General features: G+C 48.7%; 5 protein-coding genes. 2 read left to right on the top strand and 3 right to left on the bottom strand.

The features are described from left to right. Positions 1–146 precede the first annotated feature (146 nt). Positions 147–479 carry a hypothetical protein gene (locus KW93_RS04580; RefSeq protein WP_033541798.1) on the bottom strand — a complete coding sequence of 111 codons (333 nt, stop codon included), beginning with the start codon at positions 477–479 and terminating at the stop codon, positions 147–149. 127 nt (positions 480–606) lie between these two features. Here KW93_RS04580 and KW93_RS04575 point away from each other — a divergent pair, with 127 nt between their 5' ends. Then, positions 607–1,053, top strand: a complete 447-nt coding sequence (locus tag KW93_RS04575) for a PH domain-containing protein (protein WP_033541797.1) — start codon at positions 607–609, stop codon at positions 1,051–1,053. Between the two features lie 340 nt (positions 1,054–1,393). Next, the gene (locus tag KW93_RS04570; protein WP_033541796.1) at positions 1,394–3,817 is read left to right on the top strand and encodes a bifunctional diguanylate cyclase/phosphodiesterase; all 2,424 of its coding nucleotides are present in this window, start codon (positions 1,394–1,396) and stop codon (positions 3,815–3,817) included. A 78-nt stretch (positions 3,818–3,895) separates the two neighbouring features. Here KW93_RS04570 and csrA read toward each other — a convergent pair whose 3' ends face one another. After that, positions 3,896–4,117: a carbon storage regulator CsrA gene (csrA, locus tag KW93_RS04565; RefSeq protein ID WP_033541795.1), complete on the bottom strand. Its 222-nt coding sequence runs from the start codon at positions 4,115–4,117 to the stop codon at positions 3,896–3,898. 3 nt (positions 4,118–4,120) lie between these two features. Next, positions 4,121–4,567, bottom strand: a complete 447-nt coding sequence (fliW, locus tag KW93_RS04560) for a flagellar assembly protein FliW (RefSeq protein WP_033541794.1) — start codon at positions 4,565–4,567, stop codon at positions 4,121–4,123. Positions 4,568–4,755 lie beyond the last annotated feature (188 nt).

The following is a 4,755-nucleotide window of genomic DNA, read 5'->3' as shown; positions in this document are numbered from 1 at the left end:
TGGTGGCGAGACACCAACTTATCAATTCGCCCTTGTTTGGTGGCGAGACACCTATTCTTGCTTACCCTAAGTTTACACCACGTACAAGTTAGATACAAGAGATATGCAAAAATAATCCAACTCTGCTTGGATCCTGGGAAAGAGATTTACTTAATACTTTCACCAGTTGATGGCCCTACCATCTCCCATAACCTGGTTGCTTCTTCCGGACTGATGCCATAACTTTGCTGTATTGAATATGACTGAGCAGCAAAATCAACGACTCTATCTATATAGGTATCCTCATCGATCTGACCGCTCTTATATTCTTGCTCAATTGTTTCTCGGGCTTCCGTCAACCATAAATATTCTCTGTTAGCATCTATAATGTTTTGTAACGGCGGGAGTGACCTTTTTGGAGCTTTATTTCCGTTAATTGCATACATAATCGCAAGAAATGCAGCTAAAGCCCCAACTACAATGATGATGAGTCCTTCCATTTCTTCACACCCTTCCCTTCTGATAAACATATTATTACATAAGCTTCAGAAAACAAACATATAATGGATAAAATATTATTCAATTGCTTTTTTCTTTGGTGTCATAACTTAAAGGATGTGAACCCCCATGACCTTCCACTCCAAAATCGACCGCTTCTACATAATCTTCAACTCCATCGCCCTGCTAGTCGTAGCAATTGCCTGCTTCTTTCCTTATTTCATAGAAGAAGTCCCAGCTATGGCGTCCGTCATCCTGATCGGTACATTCGTTCTTTCCGCCGGCTTCCTGCTGTGGATGCTGTTTGATATCCGTTACCAAATCGAGCCGGATCATTTATTCGTGAAAGCCGGACCGCTGAAGAAACGGATTCGGTATGAAGAAATCAGCCGAGTGTCGCCCACCCGCGATGTGTTTACCGGGATGCGGATGCTGTCTTCCCGGGATGCCGTCGAGATTTTCTACCGCTCCGCTTTCATGGGCAGCGTCAAAATCTCGCCTTCCGAAAAAGAGCGGTTCCTCACAGAATTGAAAAAACACGTGCCGGAAAGCAAATTTCATAAAACCTCTTATTAGATTCCTTCTATATAAGATTGATTTTGATTCATAAGGTCTTACCATGCACTCAGCTCTTGCATGCCTGGTAAGGCTTTTTTCTTTTTCCTGAATGACTGGAGATGAAAATTCCAATACTTAAGAACTAGCTTTGGTAAGAAAGTTAATTTTATTTACAGTATTTTCTCTTTTGACAGTGTAAAAAGCCCATTCATGTGCTATCTTATTTAAGCTATGACCTTCTCAGCAGGAAAATGGCATCAAACGGATAAAGAAATTCACTGATTATTGCAGTAAAAATATTAAAAATCATCTGTTCACCAGAAATCATCATCATCAGTAGAGAAAGAGTTGTTCATTCATGGAGACCATTTCATTCACTTATAATTGGCCGCTTGTTTTTCTTTCCATTGGCGTCGCGGTTTTTTCGGCGTTTGTGGCACTGGATATCAGCACCCGCCTCGCGGTATCGGGGCGGAAGACGCGGAACAGATGGATCTTTGCCGGCGCACTTGTGCTCGGGCTTGGAATCTGGGCGATGCATTTTATCGCGATGCTTGCTTTTCATTTGTCGATGGACGTTACCTATAATGTAGCGATTGTCCTCCTGTCGATTCTGCCGGCGCTCGTGTCGTGCTGGATTGCCTTCTATATTATCAGCCGTTCGCTGAATTCGTGGAAGAGCCTGCTGATTGGTGCATTTTTCATTGGCACTGGCATCATTTCGATGCATTATATCGGTATGGAAGCCATGCAAATGGGTGCGGATATCACGTATGACCCGTTGCTTTGGGGATTATCCGCTGTTATCGCGTTCGCCACTTCGCTCGCAGCGCTGTATCTTTTATTCCAATTGCGCGATCTGTCCGGTTTTCATTGGCGCAAGATTGGCAGTGCCGTGCTGATGGGCTTGGCGGTTGCGGGTATGCATTACACCGGAATGGCGGCTGCGACGTTCGTACACATGGGAAGCCATGTGCACGGCGGCGCTTCTTCGGTCAACAGCACGGTTTTGGGTTATGCGGTGGGCCTCGGCACCCTGCTGATTTTGAGCCTTGCCTATAACAGCGTCCGCGCCGACCGCCGGATGGCGACGCAGACGGATGAATCGGAATTGAAATTCCACTCTGTAATCGAATCAGCGAATGACGCCATCATCGTGGCAGATCATACAGGCCATATCATTCAGTGGAATCAAGGAGCCGCCCGAATTTTCGGCTATCCGAAAGAAGAAGTGCTCGGCAGGAGCCTGCAGCTCATCATTCCGGAGCGTTTTCGCCAGCTGCATCAAGACGGCATAGCGCGTTACTACAAATCAAGAAAGCCTCATGTAATCGGCAAGACCCTTGAACTGGAAGGGCTGCGTAAAGACGGCAGCGAATTTCCGATTGAACTGTCGCTTGGCACGTGGGAAACGGAAGAGGGCTTGTTTTTCTCGAGCATCATCCGCGATATTACGGAACGGAAGCTGACGGAAGAAAGAATCAGCAGCCTCGTTTACCTGGATCCACTGACCAGCCTGCCGAACCGGCGCCTGTTCAATGACCGGCTCGAATCGACGCTTGCCCGGTCGGCAGAGGATGGTCAATCGTTCTCGCTCTTGTATCTGGATATCGATCATTTCAAATTGGTCAATGATATGCTCGGCCACGCGGGCGGCGATCAATTGCTGATGGAAGTGACCGATCGGCTGCAGGGGCAGATTGCTGAAAAAGATACGCTGTCACGTCTCGGCGGCGACGAATTCATCTTCCTATTGCCATGGACGGATCATAATCAGGCGGCGGAATATGCGCAGCGGATTTTGGACAGCTTCCGTCAGCCATTCCGTTTGAACGGTGAAGAGCTGTTTGTCACGCCTTCGGTGGGCATCAGCCTGTACCCGTCTGACGGGCAGGATGCGGAGACGCTGATCAAAAACGCCGACATCGCGCTTTACCGCGTGAAAGAGGAAGGCAAGAACAGCTTCCAGTTTTTCACGAATAAAATGGACGACGAAGTGGCACGCCGCTCCAAAATTGCAATCGGTCTCCGGAAAGGGCTGGAGCGCGGCGAGTTTACCATCCATTATCAGCCGCAGATTGATATCAAATCCGGCGGCATCATCGGCGTCGAAGCGCTCGTCCGCTGGGTCCACCCGCATATGGGGCCGATTTCGCCGGGCGAGTTCATCCCGATTGCGGAAGAATCGGGCACCATCATCCAGCTCGGTGAATTTGTGCTCCGCAATGCCTGCCTGCAGAACAAAGCCTGGCAGGATGCGGGGCTGCCGAAGTTCCGGATGGCAATCAATATTTCCGCCCGCCAGTTTTCACAGATCAACCTTTGTGAATTGGTCGAGAGCGCATTGAACGATTCCGGCCTGGAACCGGAATACTTGGAACTCGAGCTGACCGAAAGCATTATCCAGGGGGCGTCGAGCGCTGTCGAGACGATGAAGGAACTGAAAGCGATGGGCATCCATCTGTCGATCGATGATTTCGGCACAGGCTATTCGTCTTTAAGTTACCTGAAGCTGTTCCCGATCAACACCTTGAAAATCGACCAGTATTTCACGCGCAATATCCACGTCGATGTCAAAGACGCTGCGCTCGTCGACACCATCATCCGCATGGCGCACAATCTGGAGCTGAACGTCATCGCGGAAGGCGTCGAAACCGATGAACAGCTGAGTTTCCTGAAAGAGCGCCATTGCAACCAGGCGCAGGGCTACCTGTTCAACCGGCCGCTTCCGGCGGACGACATCCAGCGGCTTTACGGCGATCCGGCACCTTTGGGTGTATGAAAAAAAGGCTCTTGAGATCTTTCGTCTCAAGAGCCTTTTCTTCTTTTATGGAAATAAATTCTCGTGAAGCGCTTCGGATTATTTCTTCATCTTCAAAAAATCGCTGATGTCGATGACGTTCGACATCGCTTTTTTATTTTCTTCCTGAATTTCCAGGTACACTTCTTTCCGGTGGATGGTGATGTGGCGTGGCGCTTCGATGCCGAGCTTGACGGTTTCGCCTTCAACGGAGTTGATGGTGATTTCGATCTGGTCATCGATGATGATCGATTCGCCTTTTTTGCGTCCGAGTACGAGCATCGCCTACACCTTCCTTGCTTCAGCCTGGAATAAAGGCTGTTTGATCTCGTAGGTTTTATTGTCCAGCACCGTCTGCATGCCGAGCTGCTTTTTGTTGTTGATGACGAGCGGCGCTTTCAGGTTGGTCGTCGCGTGCTGCATCTCACCGGGCACGGTGACGGTTGTCAGGACGAGCGCGTCGGCCGGGTCTTCGAGTTCCAGGTGTTCGACTGTCCCTTCGGAAATTTTGACGTCGTAATCCTGGAAAAATGAAAACGGATCGACGAGGAAGAAGCTGATGTCTTCCGCTTCCAGCGACTGCAGGAAGAAAAACGGCGTATCTTTTTTGGTGTCAGCGGGAATCAGGACGTATTTCTGGTATTCATCGAAGCCGGGGATTCCTCGCGAAAACGTGATGACGCTTGAGTCTGCGACTTCTATTTCACCGAAGCGGGTAGTTTGGAATTTCATGATGGGCTCCTTTCAGGACTGTGATACTTTCGCTAGTTACTATTTTACACAGCTTGCGTTATTTAAACAGCAAATTTTTACAATTAATTTTTCTCTTAAAATAAATGAAAGCTTTTCGTGGAGGAAAAGCTTTCTTCAGGGTTTGCCGACGAGCAGATTTGTCAGGCCAGGATTTATCGTCGATTTTT

The sequence above is a fragment of the Planococcus sp. CAU13 genome, assembly GCF_000775575.1.
GTDB lineage: Bacteria > Bacillota > Bacilli > Bacillales_A > Planococcaceae > Planococcus.
Note: the sequence above shows the minus strand (reverse complement) of the source record. Positions and strands in the feature narration are given on the sequence as shown.